This window comes from Tenacibaculum aestuariivivum (genome assembly GCF_964507685.1).
GTDB lineage: Bacteria > Bacteroidota > Bacteroidia > Flavobacteriales > Flavobacteriaceae > Polaribacter > Polaribacter aestuariivivum.
In genome coordinates, this window is sequence record NZ_OZ208414.1 from 613362 (window position 1) to 631434 (window position 18073).

General features: G+C 27.4%; 19 protein-coding genes and 1 pseudogene. 12 read left to right on the forward strand and 8 right to left on the reverse strand.

The genetic code is table 11. The annotated features are described in order from the left end of the window. Positions 1-6 precede the first annotated feature (6 nt). From ACN5J4_RS02655 to ACN5J4_RS02670, 4 genes are all read left to right on the forward strand, one after another. The gene (locus ACN5J4_RS02655) at positions 7-537 is read left to right on the forward strand and encodes an AAA family ATPase (protein WP_418650623.1); all 531 of its coding nucleotides are present in this window, start codon (positions 7-9) and stop codon (positions 535-537) included. A gap of 4 nt (positions 538-541) precedes the next feature. After that, complete coding sequence (locus tag ACN5J4_RS02660) at positions 542-2428, forward strand: RecQ family ATP-dependent DNA helicase (protein ID WP_418650624.1); 1887 nt, start codon at positions 542-544, stop codon at positions 2426-2428. Continuing rightward, positions 2429-3373: a methionyl-tRNA formyltransferase gene (fmt, locus tag ACN5J4_RS02665; RefSeq protein WP_418650625.1), complete on the forward strand. Its 945-nt coding sequence runs from the start codon at positions 2429-2431 to the stop codon at positions 3371-3373. Between the two features lie 184 nt (positions 3374-3557). Further along, positions 3558-3830, forward strand: a complete 273-nt coding sequence (locus tag ACN5J4_RS02670; protein WP_418650626.1) for an HU family DNA-binding protein — start codon at positions 3558-3560, stop codon at positions 3828-3830. Positions 3831-4037: 207 nt separating this feature from the next. Here the strand turns inward: ACN5J4_RS02670 and ACN5J4_RS02675 are convergent. Next, positions 4038-4373 (reverse strand): annotated as a pseudogene (locus ACN5J4_RS02675) (winged helix-turn-helix transcriptional regulator). 95 nt (positions 4374-4468) lie between these two features. Here ACN5J4_RS02675 and ACN5J4_RS02680 point away from each other — a divergent pair. Continuing rightward, a complete protein-coding gene (locus ACN5J4_RS02680; protein WP_418650627.1) occupies positions 4469-5143 on the forward strand; it encodes an NAD(P)H-dependent oxidoreductase in 675 nt (224 codons plus the stop codon). A 146-nt stretch (positions 5144-5289) separates the two neighbouring features. Here the strand turns inward: ACN5J4_RS02680 and ACN5J4_RS02685 are convergent, their stop codons facing one another. Further along, positions 5290-6462, reverse strand: coding sequence for a THUMP domain-containing class I SAM-dependent RNA methyltransferase (locus ACN5J4_RS02685; RefSeq protein WP_418650628.1), 1173 nt, complete (start codon positions 6460-6462; stop codon positions 5290-5292). A gap of 112 nt (positions 6463-6574) precedes the next feature. Between ACN5J4_RS02685 and ACN5J4_RS02690 the strand changes: the two genes are divergently transcribed. After that, positions 6575-7300: a class I SAM-dependent methyltransferase gene (locus tag ACN5J4_RS02690; RefSeq protein WP_418650629.1), complete on the forward strand. Its 726-nt coding sequence runs from the start codon at positions 6575-6577 to the stop codon at positions 7298-7300. Beyond that, positions 7297-7974 (forward strand): ZIP family metal transporter, encoded by a 678-nt coding sequence (locus ACN5J4_RS02695; protein ID WP_418650630.1) that lies wholly within the window; start codon positions 7297-7299, stop codon positions 7972-7974. Before ACN5J4_RS02690 ends, ACN5J4_RS02695 begins: the two co-directional genes overlap by 4 nt. Positions 7975-8199: 225 nt before the next feature. On the opposite strand, the gene ACN5J4_RS02700 is transcribed toward ACN5J4_RS02695, so the two are convergent. Together ACN5J4_RS02700 and ACN5J4_RS02705 are read right to left on the reverse strand one after the other, a co-directional pair. Continuing rightward, positions 8200-8760 (reverse strand): hypothetical protein, encoded by a 561-nt coding sequence (locus ACN5J4_RS02700; RefSeq protein WP_418650631.1) that lies wholly within the window; start codon positions 8758-8760, stop codon positions 8200-8202. A gap of 71 nt (positions 8761-8831) precedes the next feature. Then, positions 8832-10352, reverse strand: coding sequence for a helicase HerA-like domain-containing protein (locus ACN5J4_RS02705; RefSeq protein ID WP_418650632.1), 1521 nt, complete (start codon positions 10350-10352; stop codon positions 8832-8834). 86 nt (positions 10353-10438) lie between these two features. On the opposite strand from ACN5J4_RS02705, the gene ACN5J4_RS02710 reads away from it, so the two are divergent. The 5 genes from ACN5J4_RS02710 to ACN5J4_RS02730 all read left to right on the forward strand — a co-directional run bounded on the left by ACN5J4_RS02710 (position 10439) and on the right by ACN5J4_RS02730 (position 13088). Continuing rightward, a complete protein-coding gene (locus ACN5J4_RS02710; RefSeq protein ID WP_418650633.1) occupies positions 10439-11071 on the forward strand; it encodes a 7-carboxy-7-deazaguanine synthase QueE in 633 nt (210 codons plus the stop codon). A 144-nt stretch (positions 11072-11215) separates the two neighbouring features. Next, entirely contained in the window at positions 11216-11584 is a 369-nt protein-coding gene (locus tag ACN5J4_RS02715; protein ID WP_418650634.1) for a hypothetical protein, read from the forward strand. Positions 11585-11684: 100 nt separating this feature from the next. Beyond that, complete coding sequence (locus ACN5J4_RS02720) at positions 11685-12044, forward strand: hypothetical protein (protein ID WP_418650635.1); 360 nt, start codon at positions 11685-11687, stop codon at positions 12042-12044. Further along, positions 12031-12162, forward strand: a complete 132-nt coding sequence (locus tag ACN5J4_RS02725; protein ID WP_418650636.1) for a hypothetical protein — start codon at positions 12031-12033, stop codon at positions 12160-12162. The genes ACN5J4_RS02720 and ACN5J4_RS02725 overlap by 14 nt, the downstream gene beginning before the upstream one ends. A 326-nt stretch (positions 12163-12488) precedes the next feature. After that, complete coding sequence (locus ACN5J4_RS02730) at positions 12489-13088, forward strand: MCP four helix bundle domain-containing protein (protein ID WP_418650637.1); 600 nt, start codon at positions 12489-12491, stop codon at positions 13086-13088. A 771-nt stretch (positions 13089-13859) separates the two neighbouring features. Here ACN5J4_RS02730 and ACN5J4_RS02735 read toward each other — a convergent pair. From ACN5J4_RS02735 to tgt, 4 genes are all read right to left on the reverse strand, one after another. Continuing rightward, positions 13860-14813, reverse strand: a complete 954-nt coding sequence (locus ACN5J4_RS02735; RefSeq protein ID WP_418650638.1) for an acetyl-CoA carboxylase carboxyltransferase subunit alpha — start codon at positions 14811-14813, stop codon at positions 13860-13862. Positions 14814-14904: 91 nt separating this feature from the next. Then, the gene (locus ACN5J4_RS02740; protein ID WP_418650639.1) at positions 14905-15804 is read right to left on the reverse strand and encodes a DMT family transporter; all 900 of its coding nucleotides are present in this window, start codon (positions 15802-15804) and stop codon (positions 14905-14907) included. Further along, positions 15791-16876: an LptF/LptG family permease gene (locus tag ACN5J4_RS02745; protein WP_418650640.1), complete on the reverse strand. Its 1086-nt coding sequence runs from the start codon at positions 16874-16876 to the stop codon at positions 15791-15793. The genes ACN5J4_RS02740 and ACN5J4_RS02745 overlap by 14 nt, the downstream gene beginning before the upstream one ends. Positions 16877-16887: 11 nt before the next feature. Next, positions 16888-18018: a tRNA guanosine(34) transglycosylase Tgt gene (gene tgt, locus ACN5J4_RS02750; protein ID WP_418650641.1), complete on the reverse strand. Its 1131-nt coding sequence runs from the start codon at positions 18016-18018 to the stop codon at positions 16888-16890. Positions 18019-18073: the final 55 nt, after the last annotated feature.

Consider the following 18073-nt stretch of genomic DNA (forward strand, 5'->3'; position numbering starts at 1 on the left):
TGCTTTATGCAACAAAAAATAGTTTTAATAGGAGGTCCTGGCACTGGTAAAACTTCAATTTTAAAAGAGTTAAAAACACTCGGGTATACTTGTATGCCTGAAATTTCTAGAGAAGTAATAGTAAAAGCTCAAAAACAAGGGATAGATCAATTGTTTTTAGAACAACCATTGCTTTTTAGTGAAATGTTACTAAAAGGTAGAGAACAACAATACTTAAAGGCTCATAACTGTAATACTGATGTTGTTTTTTTTGACAGAGGAATACCTGACATACATGCATATATGAACTACCTAGGTAATGAATACCCGCCTATTTATAAAGAAAAAAGCCATCAATATTTGTACACTAAAGTTTTTATGTGTAGTCCTTGGAAAAACATTTATTGTTCAGATAATGAACGTTACGAAACTTTTGAACAAGCTGTTAAAATTGATGCTTTTTTACAAAAAACATATCTAGAAATTGGCTATAATATTATTAATATTCCTTTTGCTTCTGTAAAAAAACGCTGTACTTTTATTTTAGAATCATTATAAAATTATGCATGAAAAATCAATAGAAATATTACAACATTATTGGGGGCATACTTCTTTTAGAGACACTCAACAAGAAATTATAAACACTGTTTTATCAGGTAAAAACACAATTGCTTTACTACCTACTGGGGGTGGAAAATCTATTTGTTTTCAAATTCCTGCTTTAATTAATGAAGGGGTTTGTATTGTTATTTCGCCATTAATTGCATTAATGCAAGACCAAGTAGACAACCTTATAAGTAAAGGTATTAAAGCTACTATAATACCATCAGGCAGCTCTCAAAATGATGTAATTACGCTTTTTGATAATATCCGTTTTGGAAAAATTAAATTTTTATACCTTTCTCCTGAGCGTTTACAATCTCGTTTTATTCAAGAAAAAATAAAACAGTTAAATGTAAATTTAATTGCTATTGATGAGGCTCATTGTATTTCTGAATGGGGGCATGATTTTCGTCCGTCTTATCAAAACATTACTATTTTAAAAGAACTACATCCGTCTATAAATTTTATTGCTTTAACTGCAACAGCTACAAAAAAAGTACTTGAAGATATTATTACTTCATTAAATTTAACAGACGTAAAGGTTTTTAAAAAATCTTTTTATCGAAAAAATTTAGCTTATCAAATTTTTAACACAGATGATAAACTTCATAAATTAAATCAGATTTTTACAAAAATAAAAGCTCCTTCAATTGTTTATGTAAATTCTAGAGTTAAAGCTAAAAATATTTCTACCTACTTAAATGCTAATGGTTTTAAAAGTGGTTTTTATCATGGAGGATTATCGAGTATTGAAAAACAACATGCTTTTGAAAATTGGATGACCGAAAAAACACCAATAATAGTAGCCACTAATGCTTTTGGTATGGGGATAGATAAAGCTAATGTTAAAGTTGTTGTACATATAAACCTTCCTGCATCGCTAGAAAATTATATTCAAGAGGCAGGCCGTGGTGGAAGAGATGGTAACAAAGCTTTTGCTGTTGTTTTAACTAATAAAAGTGATATTAAAGAAAGTGAAAATGTATTAAAAAAATCATTACCCGTTATTAACGAGATAAAACTTATCCATCAAAAACTATATCAACATTTTCAAATTACCAAAGGTGAACTTATTGAAACAGCTTTTGATTTTAACTTTTTAGAGTTCTGTAATAAATACACCTTTATTCCTAATAAAACCTATAACGCTTTACAATTATTAAACAGTTACGGAATTATTGAGTTAAATGCTAATTTTCAGCAAAAATCAACCATTTTATTTACCGTGTCTAGCCAACATATTTTATCATATTGTAAACAAAATAAAATATCAAAAAACTTTGTACAAACGCTATTACGTTTATATGGTGGAGTTTTTGAAAATTTTGTTAAAATTGATGAATTTCATATTGCTAAAAAAGCTGGAATTACCTCTGAGCAGGTAATTAAAGAGTTAGAAAACATGCTTGATCAGAATTTAATTGAATACAATAAAGCTAGTAATAATTCAGAATTATTTTTTCTTCACCCTAGAGAAGATGATAAAACAATAAACAACGTATCTAAAAACATTACGCTTTATTTAGCTCAAAAAAAACAAAAAAATAAAAATTTAATTGAATTTATAAAAAATGATACAGTTTGTAGAAGCATACAATTACTTACTTATTTTGATGAAAATACTGTTAAAAAATGTGGTATTTGTGATGTTTGTTTAAAAGAAAAAAATAAAATTATTATAGAACCTACAGATATTATAAAACTGTTAAAGCAAAGTCCTCCTTTAACAGTTTATCAAATTGCTATACAACTACACGAAAAAGAAGCTAACATTTTAATACTTTTGCGAACATTATTATCTGAAGAAAAAATAAACTTTACTAACAATAAATACTTTTTATTATAAATGAGAAATTTACGTATCGTTTTTATGGGAACGCCAGATTTTGCTGCAACCATTTTAAAGCACCTTATTGAAAATGATTATAATGTAGTAGGAGTAATTACTGCTGTTGATAAACCTGCCGGCAGAGGTCGTAAACTAAATGAATCTGCAGTTAAAAAATATGCCCTTTCTCAAAATTTACCTATTTTACAGCCCCCTAACTTAAAAAATGAAAAATTTCAGGCTGATTTAAAAAAATGGAATGCTAATTTACAAATAGTCGTTGCCTTTAGAATGTTACCTAAAACTATTTGGACAATGCCAGAATATGGTACCTTTAACTTACACGCTTCTTTACTACCAGAATACCGTGGAGCAGCGCCTATTAACTGGGCACTTATAAATGGTGAAACTAAAACAGGAGTAACTACTTTTTTTATTGATGATAAAATTGATACGGGGGAAATTATTTTACAAAAAGAAGTTATCATTAGTGATACCGAAATTGTTGGTGAATTACATGATAGGTTAATGTATTTAGGTGCTCAGTTAGTTGCTGAAACATTAGACTTAATAGCTACTGGAAATATAAACACTATAAAGCAACCTAAATTAGAAGAAAAACCTGCTCATAAGCTATATCCTGATAATTGTAAAATAGATTGGTCTAAACCTTTAAATGATATTTACAATCATATTAGAGGATTAAATCCTTACCCAGCTGCTTGGACTACTATTAAAAATGGTGAAGAAGATATTTCAGCTAAAATATACGGAACTACAAAAGAGTTTTCTAATCACAGTTTAGCATATGGAACTGTGATTGCTTCTAAAAAAGAATTAAAAATTGCTACAATAGACGGATACCTCATTATTAATCAAATAAAAATTTCTGGAAAAAAATTAATGGATGCTAAAAGTTTATTAAATGGTTTTCAATTTAACAAAGATGCAAAAGCGCTGTAACCCTTTATTTATAAGGTTTTAGCGTGTTTTTATAAAAAACAAGTGAGGTTATTAACAATTACCCCTATTTTATTAACAAAAGCTTATTTTTTTAAGGTCAAAACTTGCATAGTACCGCATTCCTACTATATTTGTTGAGCTATTAAGCGAAAAACAAAAATTAATTTTTAAAATTACTAAAATTATGAACAAATCAGATTTAATCGATGCAATGGCTGCTGACGCAGGAATTTCTAAAGCTTCAGCTAAAGCTGCATTAGATTCTTTAACAACTAACGTTACTAAGTCTTTAAAATCAGGAAACAAAGTTGCATTAGTTGGATGGGGAACTTGGTCTGTTTCTGAAAGAGCTGCTAGAACAGGTAGAAACCCTCAAACAGGAAAAGAAATTCAAATTGCTGCTAAAAACGTTGTTAAATTTAAAGCAGGTGCTGGCTTAAGTGATTCAGTTAACTAAGCTTTATTAAATATATTTAAAACAGCATTTAGGTAACTAAATGCTGTTTTTATTTTACAATAAGCGACTACTAATTACCTATTTACAAAAAATATTTGGCGTATTTTCTATTCCGTTTTTAATTTCACTAAATAAATTACCTAAACACACAACTACTACTTTATTGAAAATGTTTTTAATTTATCATTCAAAACATATTAGTATATATTATTCATACTCCTTTTCTACCACAAAAACTCCCCAGTTAGCTATAGCTTGAATTAAAGGTATTAACGTTTTTCCTAAGTCAGTAAAACAATACGTTACTTTTAAGGGTGGTTTAGATGTATATACTTTCCTTTTAATTATACCGTCATTTTCTAATTTTTATAACTGTAAACTTAAAGTACGTTCAGTAACCATAGGCATTTTTTTTCTCAACTCATTGTAACGTAAAGCTCCTGGTATTAAATGATATAAAATTACCGTTTTCCATTTTCCTCCAATAACTCCCATTGTTAAACTAGCACAGCAAGGGTATTCTTTTCCTTTAAATTTATACATATTTTTATTAAAAATTATACTATCCTTTTTAACCGTTATTGCAAAGGTAATTTACTATACTTAAATTTGAAACTATAATAAGTATAGTTAAAAATATGAAAACACCAAATATATTAAAAGAAGACATTCTAAATGCTTTTAAATTTAGGCACGCTACAAAAGAATTTGATAGCACAAAAAAACTGTCAGATAACGAAATAAAATTCGTCCTACAAACCGCTAACTTATCACCTAGTTCATTTGGTTTTGAGCCTTGGCATTTTATAGTTGTTCAAAATAAAGAATTACGAGAGTTATTAAAACCTGTAGCTTGGGGAGCTCCATTAAAACTAGATACAGCGAGTCATTTTATTTTAGGCTTAAGCATGAAGGCTCCGATGACAAAATGGAATTCTGATTATATTTCTCATATGATGAAAGATATAAAACAACTTCCTGAAGAGGCTATTGAAATGTACTCTAAATTTTATAGAGAATTTCAGGAACGTGATTTTAATTTAAATACCGATAAAAAATTATTTGACTGGGCTTCAAAACAAACATACATTGCATTAGGTAATATGATGACAGCTGCCGCTTTAGCGGGTATTGACAGTTGCCCAATTGAAGGTTTTCATGAAGAAAAAGCAACAGAATTATTACGTGAAAAATTTAATATTGATACAAATAAGTATGGTTTATCATATATGCTAGCTTTAGGACACAGAAAAGAAGATCCTACCCATAAAAAAACTAGACGAAATTTTAATGATATTGTTACCTGGAAATAAATATATTTTTTAATATATCAGTGATATCTTACTTTTTATGATAAAATCTTTTTTTCTCAATTATCAAACAAATAATATTACTATAATTAAAATAGTAAATTATCTTTAGTAAAAAAAATCCGATGAATGCTTCACCGGATTTTTTTCTACTCTTCTATGTCAGAATCTTTTTTAATTCTTTTACTACCCTCATACAACTCATATTGCACAAAACGACAATCTAAATCGGCATTTTTAAGAGGAATTCTTTTAGTAGTACGCAAACCAACATGTTTTAAAGCCTGCATATCAGATGTAATTAACCACGCTGATGAATTAGGATAATTATGCTTTAATGTATCTCCTATTTTTTTATAAAATTCCTCAACATCAATATTTAAACGCTCACCATAAGGCGGATTAAATAAAATAGTTGTTTTACCAAAAACCTCTTTTTTTGAATTAAAAAAGTTAACATGGTGTATACCTATAAACTCCTCTAAATTAGCATTAATAATATTCTGTTTTGCTTTAGTTACTGCTGAAGGTGCTTTATCAAACCCCATTATTTTAAAATGAGAACTTGTAATTTTTTTTAATAAAGCATCCTGAATTACAAAATATAATTCTTCATCATAATCTTTCCAATTTTCAAAAGCAAAATGCTTACGGTTTATATTAGCCGGTATATTATTAGCAATCATTGCTGCTTCAATTAATATAGTACCCGAACCACACATTGGGTCAATAAAATTCTCTTCACCTTTATATCCTGACAATAAAACCAATCCAGCTGCTAGTACCTCATTAATTGGGGCAATGTTTGTAGCACTTCTATACCCTCTTTTATGTAATGAATCACCTGAAGAGTCTAAAGAAATTGTTAACCATTCATTATGAATATGTATATGAATTTTAACATCCGGATATTTTAAATCTACATTCGGACGCTTTTTATATTTACTCATAAAATAATCAGCAATCGCATCTTTAGATTTTAAACTAATGTAATGCGAATTAGTTGTAAAATTTTTAGAATTTACAACAGCTCCAATAGCAAAAGTTCCGTCAACATCAATATAACGATCCCATTTTATACGCTGAATAGCCTCATATAAATCTTCTTCATCAAAAATTTTACTCTTTTTAATTGGTTTTAAAATACGAATAGCTGTACGCAAAGCAATGTTTGCTTTGTACATAAAACCAGTATCTCCTTTAAAAGTAACATTACGTATTCCTTCTTTAACATCCTGAGCACCTAATTTTCTTAGTTCATCAGCTAGTACTCCTTCTAACCCTGCCATTGTAATGGCTGTCATTTTAAAATCTTTTTCCATGTAACTGTAAAATTTCATTGCAAAAGTACAGCTAATTTTGGGTTGATAGGAATCTTTTCTTGTTTCAATCTAAAAAACGTAAGATTTATGTATTTTTGCAGACCTTATACATATGAAAACAACAGATTGGTTTACCTCTTGGTTCGACACCACTTATTATCATACCCTATACAAACATAGAAATGATGCTGATGCACAATTTTTTATGCGTAACATAACCTCATTTCTAAAACTACCTAAATCTAGTCATATTGCTGATTTACCATGTGGTAAAGGACGACATGCTGTTTACTTAAACTCGCTAGGTTATAAAGTTACTGGTGGCGATTTAAGTAGTAATAGTATTACACACGCAAAAAAATTTGAAAATGAAAACTTACATTTTGAAATTTGGGACATGCGTAACCCTATTAAGCTAAAATACGATGCTATTTTTAACTTATTTACAAGTTTTGGCTATTTTGATGATGATAACGAAGATATTGCTATTTTAAAAAGCATAAAAAATGGCCTGAAAAACAATGGTGTTTGTGTTTTAGACTTTTTAAATGTAGAAAAGGTAAAAAAATATTTAGTTGAAAACGAAACTAAAACAATAGATGGTATTGAGTTTCATATTAAAAGAGAAATTAAAGATGGCTTTATATTAAAACACATTTCTTTTTTTGCTGATAACAAACAACACACTTACACTGAACAAGTAAAATTTTTAACCTTAGCGAAAATGCAAACATATTTTAAAAAAGCTAACTTAAAAATAAAACATGTTTTTGGGGATTACGCTTTAAACAATTTTGAAACAAATACTTCAGATAGATTAATATTAATTGCAAAATGAGTTACATATTACTAATAATAGCTGTTTTAGTAGGTTCTTTACTAGTTTTAATTTTAAAACCAAGTAACAAACACGTGCGTTTGTTATTAGCCTTTAGTGGTGCTTATTTATTATCAGTTACAATATTACACCTACTTCCTGAAGTTTACACACATACACATAGTACTAAAAAAATAGGAATTTTAATTTTAGCAGGTATCATTATTCAATCAGTATTAGAATCTTTTTCTAAAGGAGCTGAACACGGCCATATTCATGTACATGCTGATAAATCTCCCTTTCCATGGCTATTATTTGTTAGTTTATGTATCCATGCTTTTTCTGAAGGACTACCAATACACCATGCAGGAGACAATTTACTTGGTGCTATTATTGTGCATAAAATTCCTATTGCCATTGTTTTAACCACCTTTTTATTACAAACAAATTACAGTAAAAAAACAATAATACTATTTTTAAGTATTTTTGCTATAATGAGTCCGCTAGGTGTTTTAGTATCTGATAAAGTTTCTTTTTTTAATCAATATCACACTGAAATAACCGCTTTAATAATTGGTGTTTTTCTGCATATTTCTACAATTATACTTTTTGAAAGTTCAGAAAATCATAAATTTAATTTCAAAAAGTTTACGGCAATACTTTTAGGAGTATTATTAACTATTTTAACCCTTTAAAACTTATTTATAAATAAACATAGTAGAAGCTGTTTCCCACTTTCCGAACTCACTCTTTGCAAGGAGCTCAAACAAATGCTGCAATCGGGGCCAAGTATATACGTACTAAGTTAAAGCCAATCTGCTTATATTTTTTTTTACTTTATAAATATAAAAAAAACTTACAATTTTTAAAAAATTGTAAGTTTTTTTTTAAAAGAAGTAACTATTTATTATATATTTAAGTTAATTAAACCAAATAGTTAATGATTTTATTTTCGCTAAATCAGGAATTTGTTCAATACTTACTTTTTGTGTACTAAAATCTTTCAACCCTAAATCTTCTTTATCAATAGAAACTGTAGCGTTTAAATCATCAATAAATAAAGTAGCTGATAAAAATGATGATTCTACTTTACTAATCGTATTATTTGCATTAATCTCTTGAAACAGTGAATTAATATTTAAACCTGTAACAGTTTTAAAACGCTCGTCAAAAATTTCAACACTTCTAATTGTAGATAAAGAATCTAATTGTTCTTTAGGTACAATAGTTAATAAATGTTTCCCTCCCTTTTCAAAAATTAAGTATTTATCATCTTCTTGAAAAAAATTATTTCCTTTAGCACCTTCGCTTAAAATTTTAACAATAGAATCATTCTTAAAAATTTTAGTAACTTCGTTAATAGTTGTTTTAGTTGTTAATTCCCCTATTTTACCCTTAGAAACATCGTACTTACTATTTCCACACTGTATAAATATAACTGAAATTAATGTTATAATTAAAGGTTTGATTATATTTTTCATTTATTTATTAGTTTATATTAGTTAAATTAGTTTTATCTTTTACAGTAAAACGCACTCTTTCTTTATTTGTTTTACTTTAACACCTTTTTTAAAATTCCAAATACACTACGGATAAAAGTAGCACTTGTTAGTACTTTTATAATTGGGTTTTGCCGAGTACTACTATTTGTTGTTTTTGAATATTTATTAGCTTTTTCAGCCTCTTCTTTACTAATTTCAGCTGCTTTCTCTTGATTAATTACTTCTATTTTTTTATTTAATAACTCGTAAGCACTCTCTCTATCAATAGTGGTGTTATATTTAGGTATTAAAGTCGAATTATTTAAAACATCTTTAATTTCAGAATCAGTAAGTACATCCATTCTACTCATTGGTGCACGTAACATTGTTCTAACTAAAGGTGTTGGAATTCCTTTTTCATTTAAAACAGAAACTAATGCTTCACCAATACCTAATTGAGTCAAAACTTCTTTTGTATCATAATATTCAGAGTCAGGATAATTCTCTGCTGCCAACTTAATAGCCTTTCTATCTTTGGCTGTAAAAGCACGTAAAGCGTGCTGAATTTTCATTCCTAACTGTGCTAAAACATCTTCAGGTACATCTTTTGGGTTTTGAGTTACAAAATACAATCCAATTCCTTTTGATCGAATTAACTTTACAATACTTTCAATTTGATTTAACAATGCTTTTGATGCCTCTTCAAAAACCAAGTGAGCTTCATCAATAAAAATAATTAACTCAGGTCTATCACTATCACCCTTCTCAGGAAAATTTTCATAAACTTCGGCTAATAACTGCATCATAAAAGTAGAAAATAATTGAGGTTTATCTTGAATATCTGTTAAACGTAAAACAGATATTACTCCACGTCCGTTTTCATCAACTCTTGTTAAATCATCTACTTCAAAAGATTTTTCACCAAAAAACAAATCACCCCCTTGTTGTTCAATCTCTACAATTTTTCTTAAAATAGCACCCGTACTTGCAGTAGAAATACGCCCGTACTCTGCTTGTAACTCTTCTTTTCCTTCATTGGTAATAAACTGAAGTAATTTTTTAAAGTCTTTTAAATCTAATAATGGTAGTTTATTATCATCACAATATTTAAAAATAATAGCAACAATACCTGATTGTGTTTCTGTTAAATCTAAAATACGAGATAATAAAACAGGTCCAAATTCTGAAACAGTTGCACGCAAACGCACTCCATTTTGTTCTGAAATAGATAAAATTTCAATAGGAAACTTTGTCGCGTTAAAAGGAATTCCTATTTTTTTATGACGTTCATCAATTTTCACATGGCCCGCACTTGGTTGTGCCAACCCACTTAAATCTCCTTTAATATCCATCAATAATACAGGAATTCCTTTCTCAGACATGTTTTCTGCTAACACCTGTAATGTTTTAGTTTTACCAGTACCTGTGGCTCCTGCTATTAATCCGTGACGATTTAGCGTTTTTAAAGGAATATTTACCAAAGCATTTGTTATAGTTTCTTCACCTAACATTCCTGCTCCTAAGGTGATAAAATCTCCTTTACTTTTATATCCTTCACTTATATAATTGAAAAAAATTTCAGTTCTATTCATTTTATTGCAATTCTTTTGTTGATAAAACACGTAAAAGTAACAAAAATGATTCATAAAATTTTAATGTTAACTATCTTTGCATTCTTATGTTGAAAAAAGAAGTACAAGAGTTAATTGATAAAGGTGAAATGCTTCCACTAATGGAGGAGTTTTATACCATTCAAGGAGAAGGCGCGCATACAGGTACTGCGGCTTATTTTATTAGAATTGGTGGCTGTGATGTTGGTTGCCATTGGTGTGATGTTAAAGAAAGTTGGAATGCTAACTTACATCCACCAACTAAAACCAATTTAATTGTAAACAATGCTAAACAGTACGCTAAAACAGTTGTTATTACTGGCGGAGAGCCTTTAATGTGGAGTTTAGATTATATTACAAAAAAGCTTCAAGATAAAGGAATGAAAACGCATATTGAAACTTCTGGTGCCTATGCTTTTTCTGGTGTTTGGGATTGGTTTTGCTTATCGCCTAAAAAAACAAAACTCCCTACAAAGGAATGTTATAAAGAAGCTGATGAATTAAAAATGATTATTCATAATAAAAATGATTTTCAATTTGCTGAAGAACAAGCTGAAAAGGTTGGAAAAAAATGTCAACTATTTTTACAGCCTGAATGGAGTAAAAAAGAACAAATGACTCCGTTAATTGTAGATTATGTTATGAAACACCCTAAATGGCGTGTTTCTTTACAAACTCATAAGTTTTTAAATATACCTTAATAAAAAAGCAACCAAATTTGGTTGCTTTTTTATTAAGGTATATTTAAGTAAAACACAATTAACATAATATTACAAGAATAAGTACAGTTTAAAATACGCTTATATAATTATATAAATAATAAATTACTTAATTATATTTGCCTTGTGAAAAATAGAATATTAAGTTTCGTTATTTTTATTGTTATTAGTTGCTTTACAACTAATAACAATAAAAAATTACTTAATCATTTTTTTAGTTTTAATTACGATTCAACATTTTCTAAAAAGAAAGTAGTTTCAATTTTATCTGAAAAAATTTTAACTAACACATCTCAATCTGAAAGTTCAGAAAATAATTATAACAACTTACTTACACCAAATTTAAAAAAATCATTTAAAAGTTTTTGGACAATAGCTAAAATAATTGAACAATTACTTAAAACAAAATTTTCTCAATATACCAACTATTTAGTAACTTTTTTAATACAACATCGAAAAAAAGACATTATTTTTCCTTCTCACTATTTTTGGTAATTTTTTTAGCTGTCAATAATTATAAGATTGACTTGTCTCTTAATTTTTAAAATTTTACAATAAACGTAAAGTTTAACTTATAAATTAAAAAAAACTAAAAATGAATTTAGGAAGCACCATAGTTGGAGTTATAATAATAATTATCTGTATTGTACCATTTATACTAATGAATCGTAGTAGAAAAAAGAGAGAAAATAAAATGTTAATTTCTCTAAAAAAAATCGCAGAAGAACATAAAGGTAAAATCAATCAACATGAATTTTGTGGTGATTTTGTTATTGGAATTGATGAGAATAAAAACTTTGTTTTTTTCTTTAAGCAGAAAAAAGAAAAAGCTATTTCACAATTTGTAGACCTTTCTGAAATTGAAATTTGTAAAGCTTTAAAAAGTACAAGAACTTTTAAAAATTTAAATATTATTGAACGTGTTGAACTTAGTTATTTATATGCCTACAAATAAATTCAAACCCGAAATAAAATTTGAATTATATTCTGAAGATAATATACAACTAACAGGCGAATTGGTATTGGTTGATAAATGGTCTAAACAATTAAACGAACACATTAAAAATAAATAATAAATAAAAGCTCTTTGGTTACTCCTTAGAGCTTTTTTAAAACCACAAAATTATCAAACTTTATAGTTCTTTTATGAGTTTACTTTTTGAATATTTATTTTTAACGTGCTTATACATAAAACTTAAATAAATGCTAATTTTTAGATTAAATACGAAACGTATTTTTATAATTTTGTTTTTATATTAATTTACTCAAAAAACAAATTTAAAAAACTTTTAAATAGGCATAAATCTTTGTTAAATCCTTTATTAGCTATATTTCATACATCTTGTTATGTAACATTTTTTGTAAATTTGTAGTATATTTTATCCTAAATATAATTATTATGGCATTTTACAACAAAATAAAATGGGTACTCGGTATCCTTATGGTTTTTGTGTTAATTCTTGCAACAAACTTAATAGACAGAAATAATTTTTTACGAGTAAAAGATTCAGTAATTACAATTTATGAAGATAGGCTTGTAGCAAATGATTTAATTTTTGAAATGTCAAAAGCTGTTCAAGAAAAAGAAGTTGCAATTGTTAAATCTGATTCAATTTTCTTTTTAGAAAGAAATAAGCAAGTGAATAAAGATATTCAAGATTTAATTTTTAGATTTAAACAAACAAAACTCACAAAAGAAGAAAGCGATACATTTAATGACTTTAATAAAAATTTTCAATTATTAAAAAATTCTGAAGCTGTTTTTACTCAATCAAATTTTTCTCAAAATATATTATTAAATAATCGAGTTAAGAATATTAAAGAAAACCTTTATAAGTTGTCAAAAATTCAATTAAATGAAGGAGCAAGGCAAACTTCAATGAGTAAAAAAGCAATTGATTCTGTAGAGTTATTTACTCAAATGGAAATATATATTTTAATCTTTCTTGCTATTCTAATTCAAATAATTGTTATTTACAAGCCTAAGGAAAAGAACTGATTTTTATTAAAATATTATTTTCTCTAAATATTGTACAACTCTTTATAAGGATGAATAATTTTTGGTAAGTAAAATAATCATGATTATACATAAAACATAATATCTTTAGCAGTATTCGATAAAGTATCACATGTAAAACTAAAAACAACTGTTACTAAATAAATTTAGATACTCTATCTTTAATATATATTTTAATAATGATTTTCACATAATGAAAATCATTATTACATTTAAATGCACCCATAAAAAGAACTTCCTTTAACTACAAAAACTACTCTTTTACTAATTTTAGTACCGTTAGTATATGATAATTAAAACTTAATATCCTTTTTTCAAGAACTAATAATCATAAATTTTTAATGTTTTATTTTAGTCTACTCAGGAAAAATTAATAAATAGCTTGAGCTAGCTTAGTTATTTGATAATAATTAAATTAATTCACCGTTATTATCTTTCTTGTTATTTTTAACAATATTTTCCTTTAAGAATAAAAACTGTATATTTTTTTATTGTATTTAACATTATACTTTCTATTTAATTTTATGAACACCTTAAAATATAAAGTTATCTTTTTACTTCTTTCTTTAATTTTTCTATTTGAAATAGAAAAAATTAGAACAAAAATAGTATTCTTTTTTTATTATATATAACGTTAAAATATTAATATCCATTATTAATTAAAAATAACAGTAAATTTATAAAAAAGAATATAATAAAAAAACCGCCTTAAAAAGGCGATTTTTTTATTATAAATATTTTAGTAACTTATCATTATTCTTGATATACACCCATAGCTGCATATTTATCCATTCGCTGAGCTACTAAATCAATATCATTAAGATCTTTCAACTCTTCAAATGCTAATAATATTTGGCTTTCAACAGCTTTAAAGGCTCCATTTCTATCTCTATGTGCACCACCTAAAGGCTCTTCTATAATAGCATCAATTAAATTTAACCTTACCATATCATCTCCGGTTAATTTTAATACCTCTGCAGCTTTTTCTTTATACTCCCAACTACGCCATAAAATAGAAGAACATGATTCTGGTGAAATTACAGTATACCATGTATTTTCCATCATATATACTCTATCTCCTACTCCAATACCAACAGCCCCTCCCGAAGCACCTTCACCAATTACAATTGTTATAATAGGTGTTTTTAAACGCGTCATTTCAAGAATATTACGCGCAATAGCTTCACCTTGCCCACGTTCTTCAGCTTCTAAACCAGGATAAGCACCTGGAGTGTCTACCAATGTTACTACAGGAATACCAAATTTTTCTGCCATTTTCATTAAACGTAATGCCTTACGATATCCTTCTGGATTTGCCATTCCAAAATTACGATATTGGCGAGTTTTTGTATTGTATCCTTTTTGCTGGCCGATAAACATAAATGACTGGTCACCAATTTTTCCTAAACCACCAATCATAGCTTTATCATCTTTTACATTACGATCACCATGTAATTCCATAAAAGTATCACCACAAATAGCATTAATATAATCTAATGTATAAGGACGATTTGGATGACGTGATAATTGTACACGCTGCCAAGGGGTTATATTTTTATATATTTCTTTTTTTGCTTTTTCTAATTTTTTTTCAATTTTACTACAAGTTTCTGTTACATCAACTTCACTTTCTTTTCCTATAGCAAAACACTTTACCAACTGATCTTCTAATTCTTTTATTGGCAATTCAAAATCTAAATACTCCATTATATATAGTTTGATTATATCATTTAGTTCTTTGTAAAGGCAAACATACTAAAAAATTGTAATGTTTAGCTTACTACGTTTTTTTAAAATATTATTTTTTCTTTAATTTATTTTTTATAGAAGATTTATTTTTTAAAATTCCGTTTAATAAAACTATTAATAAAATAATAAATGCACCATAATAAAACTCCGTATTCATTTTTTCTTTTTCTCCAAATATAATTAAGGCTAAAAAAATAGCGTAAACAGGCTCTAAATTAATAGTTAGCATTACTGTATATGGTGTTATATATTTCATCACTTTTACAGATGCTATAAAAGCATACGCTGTACAAACACTACTTAATAAAACTAAGTATAACCAATCATTAGTTGCAATTTGAAAAAACTTAATATTGAATTTCTGAGTAATACCTAAATATAAACTAACTCCTAAAGCACCAAATAACAACTGGTAAAATGAAATAACATTTGCCTCATATTTTTTGATAAAAAGACCGTTTAAAACTGCAAATAAAGCTGATAAAAAAGCCGATATCAAAGCATATACAATTCCAAGAGTATAGTTACTTTGAAAATTAAAAATTATATATAAACCTACAATTACAAGTAACCCTAATATAGTTTCTATTGTTTTTATTCTTCTTTTAAAAAATAAAGGTTCTATTAATGATGCAAAAAAAGCTCCTGTACTCATAGTAACTAAAGCAACTGAAACATTTGATACTTTTATGGCTTCAAAAAAAGTAATCCAATGAACTGCAATTATAATACCTGAAATACAAAATTTTAAAAGCCCTTTTTTATCAACCTTGAAAGATATTTTTTTAAAATAAAAGTAAATAGCAATAAACATTACTGCTAAGGACATTCTATACCAAACTAACGGTACAGAATCTATAGAAATTAACGCACCAAGTATAGCGGTAAACCCCCAAATAAATACAATAAAATGTAAATGAAAGTAATTTTTTAATTTATTTTCTTGCATTAAAATATAAATAAAATGAATATAGTCCAAATACTATATTTGGAACCCATACATTTAATAAAGCATTTGCACCAGCTACACCACCTAATACCTCTGCTACTTTTAAAAAAAACACGTATAAGAACATTAAAGAAATACCTAAAGCTAAATTAAGCCCTACACCACCTCTCTTTTTTTTATACGCTAAAGCTACGGCTATTAGGGTTAAAAAATAACAGGCAACTGGTAAACTTGTACGCTTATATAATTCAACTAAATAAACGTTTAAATTTTTAATACCTCTATTTTTAGATACCTCAATAAATTTAATTAATTCCGGAGTTATCATTTCTTGAGCCATCACGTTTTTATAATTAAAATCTTTTGGGGTAAAAGCAAAAGCAGTATCTAATTTATTACCTAAAAAAATACTATCTCGCTCTTTAAAAACTTTTCTTAACTTCCAGTTATATAATTTAAAAGTACTATCCTGTTCGTTCCAATTTAAATTATCAGCGGTTAATTGACTTTTTAATTGAATACCTTTATATATTTCAGTAGTAAAATTATAACCTGTATTTCTTTTTAAATCAAAATTTTGAATATAAATATAGGTACTATCATTTAACTGCAAACTAAACTCTCTAACAGAAGAATCTGAATATTTTCGTTTTTTTAAATATTGCCTTTCAAAAGTTTTTCTTGTTTTACTACTAGTAGGTACAAAAAAATGATTCATTAATAAAGCTACCGAACAAACAATTGTAGCTCCTATAAAGTAAGGATATAAAAAACGTGTAAATGATATTTGAGAACCATTTATAGCTACAATTTCTGTATTATTTGCTAGTTTCGAAGTAAATAAAATTACGGCTATAAATAGCGCCAAAGGCATAAAGGTATTAGCGTAATAAATAATAAAATTTACGTAGTAATCATTAACAATTTCAAATAGTGTTAAGGTTTCTTCTCGTAAAAATTTATCTATTTTTTCAGCTATATCAATAGCTACTGCAATAGGTATTAATATTAATAAGGTAAACAAAAATGTTACCAAATAACGTTTTAGTATGTACCAATCAAGAATTTTCAAAAATCAGTTTTTTATAAACGATTATCCATTTGTTTTACCATTTTATCTTTCCATTCAGTAAAATCTCCAGCTATAATATGCTTTCTAGCCTCTCTTGTTAACCACAAGTAGAAACCTAAATTATGAATAGAGGCTATTTGCTTACCTAGCATTTCTTTTGCTGCAAATAAATGACGTAAATAAGCTTTAGAATACATGGTATCAACATAAGTAATTCCCATATCATCTATTGGCGAAAAATCTTGTTCCCATTTCTTATTCTTAATATTTATAGAGCCATATGCTGTAAATAACATACCATTACGTGCATTACGTGTTGGCATTACGCAATCAAACATATCAATTCCTAATGCTATATTTTCTAAAATATTAATAGGAGTACCAACTCCCATTAAATAACGTGGTTTATCTTCTGGTAAAATAGCTGTAACTATTTCTGTCATTGCATATAATTCTTCTGCTGGTTCTCCTACTGACAATCCTCCAATAGCATTTCCTTGCGCCCCTACAGACGCTATATACTCTGCTGATTGTTTTCTTAAATCTTTATAAGTACTTCCTTGTACTATAGGAAAAAAAGTTTGCTCATAACCGTATTTAAAAGGTAATTTTTCTAAGTGATTTACACAACGTGTTAACCACCTATGGGTCATATGCATAGATCGTTTTGCATAATTATAATCACAAGGGTATGGTGTACATTCATCAAATGCCATAATAATATCAGCACCAATAGTACGTTGTGTTTCCATTACATTTTCAGGTGTAAAAAAGTGCATTGATCCATCAATATGACTCTTAAACTTCACACCTTGTTCATTTATTTTTCTTCTTCCTGAAAGTGAATATACTTGATACCCTCCACTATCAGTTAAAATATTACGATCCCAGTTCATAAACTTATGTAAACCTCCTGCAGCCTCCAAAGTTTCTAATTTTGGACGCAAGTATAAGTGATAGGTATTACCTAAAATTATATCTGGATTTATCTGTTCTTTTAATTCAGATTGATGAACACCTTTTACAGTACCAACAGTACCTACTGGCATAAAAATAGGTGTTTCAATAGTTCCATGATCGGTAGTAATAACTCCTGCTCGGGCTTTACTTTCGGGGTCGGTTATTTTTAAGTCAAATTGCATAAGTGGCAAATATACGTTTATTTAATAATTGAAAAAGTAAATAAAAATATAATAA

Bases quoted from the DNA above. Each gene is read 5' to 3' on its own strand.
- ACN5J4_RS02655 (WP_418650623.1), top strand. From the start codon at position 7: ATGCAACAAAAAATAGTTTTAATAGGAGGTCCTGGCACTGGTAAAACT.
- ACN5J4_RS02660 (WP_418650624.1), top strand. From the start codon at position 542: ATGCATGAAAAATCAATAGAAATATTACAACATTATTGGGGGCATACT.
- fmt (WP_418650625.1), top strand. From the start codon at position 2,429: ATGAGAAATTTACGTATCGTTTTTATGGGAACGCCAGATTTTGCTGCA.
- ACN5J4_RS02670 (WP_418650626.1), top strand. From the start codon at position 3,558: ATGAACAAATCAGATTTAATCGATGCAATGGCTGCTGACGCAGGAATT.
- ACN5J4_RS02680 (WP_418650627.1), top strand. From the start codon at position 4,469: ATGAAAACACCAAATATATTAAAAGAAGACATTCTAAATGCTTTTAAA.
- ACN5J4_RS02685 (WP_418650628.1), bottom strand. From the start codon at position 6,462: ATGGAAAAAGATTTTAAAATGACAGCCATTACAATGGCAGGGTTAGAA.
- ACN5J4_RS02690 (WP_418650629.1), top strand. From the start codon at position 6,575: ATGAAAACAACAGATTGGTTTACCTCTTGGTTCGACACCACTTATTAT.
- ACN5J4_RS02695 (WP_418650630.1), top strand. From the start codon at position 7,297: ATGAGTTACATATTACTAATAATAGCTGTTTTAGTAGGTTCTTTACTA.
- ACN5J4_RS02700 (WP_418650631.1), bottom strand. From the start codon at position 8,760: ATGAAAAATATAATCAAACCTTTAATTATAACATTAATTTCAGTTATA.
- ACN5J4_RS02705 (WP_418650632.1), bottom strand. From the start codon at position 10,352: ATGAATAGAACTGAAATTTTTTTCAATTATATAAGTGAAGGATATAAA.
- ACN5J4_RS02710 (WP_418650633.1), top strand. From the start codon at position 10,439: ATGTTGAAAAAAGAAGTACAAGAGTTAATTGATAAAGGTGAAATGCTT.
- ACN5J4_RS02720 (WP_418650635.1), top strand. From the start codon at position 11,685: ATGAATTTAGGAAGCACCATAGTTGGAGTTATAATAATAATTATCTGT.
- ACN5J4_RS02725 (WP_418650636.1), top strand. From the start codon at position 12,031: ATGCCTACAAATAAATTCAAACCCGAAATAAAATTTGAATTATATTCT.
- ACN5J4_RS02730 (WP_418650637.1), top strand. From the start codon at position 12,489: ATGGCATTTTACAACAAAATAAAATGGGTACTCGGTATCCTTATGGTT.
- ACN5J4_RS02735 (WP_418650638.1), bottom strand. From the start codon at position 14,813: ATGGAGTATTTAGATTTTGAATTGCCAATAAAAGAATTAGAAGATCAG.
- ACN5J4_RS02740 (WP_418650639.1), bottom strand. From the start codon at position 15,804: ATGCAAGAAAATAAATTAAAAAATTACTTTCATTTACATTTTATTGTA.
- tgt (WP_418650641.1), bottom strand. From the start codon at position 18,018: ATGCAATTTGACTTAAAAATAACCGACCCCGAAAGTAAAGCCCGAGCA.